1 rRNA gene is annotated in these 2108 nt (G+C 53.4%); it reads right to left on the bottom strand.

Features of this window, described 5'->3' with window-relative positions:
• Nucleotides 1–2108: ribosomal RNA gene (locus tag SD53_RS12515) — 23S ribosomal RNA — on the bottom strand; the annotation flags it as partial.

Here is a 2108-nt window from a genome sequence, read left to right as displayed (position 1 = left end):
CCCAGTCAAACTGCCCGCCTGACACTGTCTCCCGCCCCGATGAGGGGCGCGGGTTAGAATTTCAATACAGCCAGGGTAGTATCCCACCGACGCCTCCACCGAAGCTGGCGCTCCGGTTTCCAAGGCTCCTACCTATCCTGTACAAGCTGTACCAAAATTCAATATCAGGCTGCAGTAAAGCTCCACGGGGTCTTTCCGTCCTGTCGCGGGTAACCTGCATCTTCACAGGTACTATAATTTCACCGAGTCTCTCGTTGAGACAGTGCCCAGATCGTTACGCCTTTCGTGCGGGTCGGAACTTACCCGACAAGGAATTTCGCTACCTTAGGACCGTTATAGTTACGGCCGCCGTTTACTGGGGCTTCGATTCAGAGCTTCGCGTGAGCTAACCCCTCCTCTTAACCTTCCAGCACCGGGCAGGCGTCAGCCCCTATACTTCGCCTTGCGGCTTCGCAGAGACCTGTGTTTTTGCTAAACAGTCGCCTGGGCCTATTCACTGCGGCTTTTCCGGGCTTTAACACCCTAAAAAGCACCCCTTCTCCCGAAGTTACGGGGTCATTTTGCCGAGTTCCTTAACGAGAGTTCTCTCGCTCACCTTAGGATTCTCTCCTCGCCTACCTGTGTCGGTTTGCGGTACGGGCACCTTTCATCTCGCTAGAGGCTTTTCTTGGCAGTGTGGAATCAGGAACTTCGGTACTATATTTCCCTCGCCGTCACAGCTCAGCCTTCACGGGAAACGGATTTGCCTATTTCCCAGCCTAACTGCTTGGACGCGCTATTCCAGCAGCGCGCTTACCCTATCCTCCTGCGTCCCCCCATTGCTCAAATGATGAAGAGGTGGTACAGGAATATCAACCTGTTGTCCATCGCCTACGCCTTTCGGCCTCGGCTTAGGTCCCGACTAACCCTGAGAGGACGAGCCTTCCTCAGGAAACCTTAGGCATACGGTGGATGGGATTCTCACCCATCTTTCGCTACTCATACCGGCATTCTCACTTCTAAGCGCTCCACCAGTCCTTACGGTCTGGCTTCAACGCCCTTAGAACGCTCTCCTACCGCGGACATCGCAAGATGTCCACCCACAGCTTCGGTGATACGTTTAGCCCCGGTACATTTTCGGCGCAGAGTCACTCGACCAGTGAGCTATTACGCACTCTTTAAATGGTGGCTGCTTCTAAGCCAACATCCTGGTTGTCTAAGCAACTCCACATCCTTTTCCACTTAACGTATACTTTGGGACCTTAGCTGGTGGTCTGGGCTGTTTCCCTTTCGACTACGGATCTTATCACTCGCAGTCTGACTCCCACGGATAAGTCATTGGCATTCGGAGTTTGTCTGAATTCGGTAACCCGATGAGGGCCCCTAGTCCAAACAGTGCTCTACCTCCAAGACTCAAAAGCCGTGAGGCTAGCCCTAAAGCTATTTCGGAGAGAACCAGCTATCTCCAGGTTCGATTGGAATTTCTCCGCTACCCACACCTCATCCCCGCACTTTTCAACGTGCGTGGGTTCGGGCCTCCATCCAGTGTTACCTGGACTTCACCCTGGACATGGGTAGATCACCTGGTTTCGGGTCTACAACTGCATACTGATTCGCCCTGTTCAGACTCGCTTTCGCTGCGGCTCCGTCTCTTCAACTTAACCTTGCATGCAATCGTAACTCGCCGGTTCATTCTACAAAAGGCACGCCATCACCCATGAACGGGCTCTGACTACTTGTAGGCACACGGTTTCAGGATCTCTTTCACTCCCCTTCCGGGGTGCTTTTCACCTTTCCCTCACGGTACTGGTTCACTATCGGTCACTAGGGAGTATTTAGCCTTGGGAGATGGTCCTCCCTGCTTCCGACGGGATTTCACGTGTCCCGCCGTACTCAGGATCCACTCAGGAGGGAACGAAGTTTCAACTACAGGGTTTTTACCTTCTCTGACGGGCCTTTCCAGACCTCTTCATCTACCCCGTTCCTTTGTAACTCCACATAGAGTGTCCTACAACCCCAGAAGGCAAGCCTTCTGGTTTGGGCTAATCCCGTTTCGCTCGCCGCTACTCAGGGAATCGCGTTTGCTTTCTCTTCCTCCGGGTACTTAGATGTTTCAGTTCCCCGGGTCT

The organism is Rheinheimera mesophila, assembly GCF_000986865.1.
In the GTDB taxonomy this organism is placed as follows: Bacteria; Pseudomonadota; Gammaproteobacteria; order Enterobacterales; family Alteromonadaceae; genus Pararheinheimera; species Pararheinheimera mesophila.
This window is presented reverse-complemented; position numbering and strand designations above follow the sequence as displayed.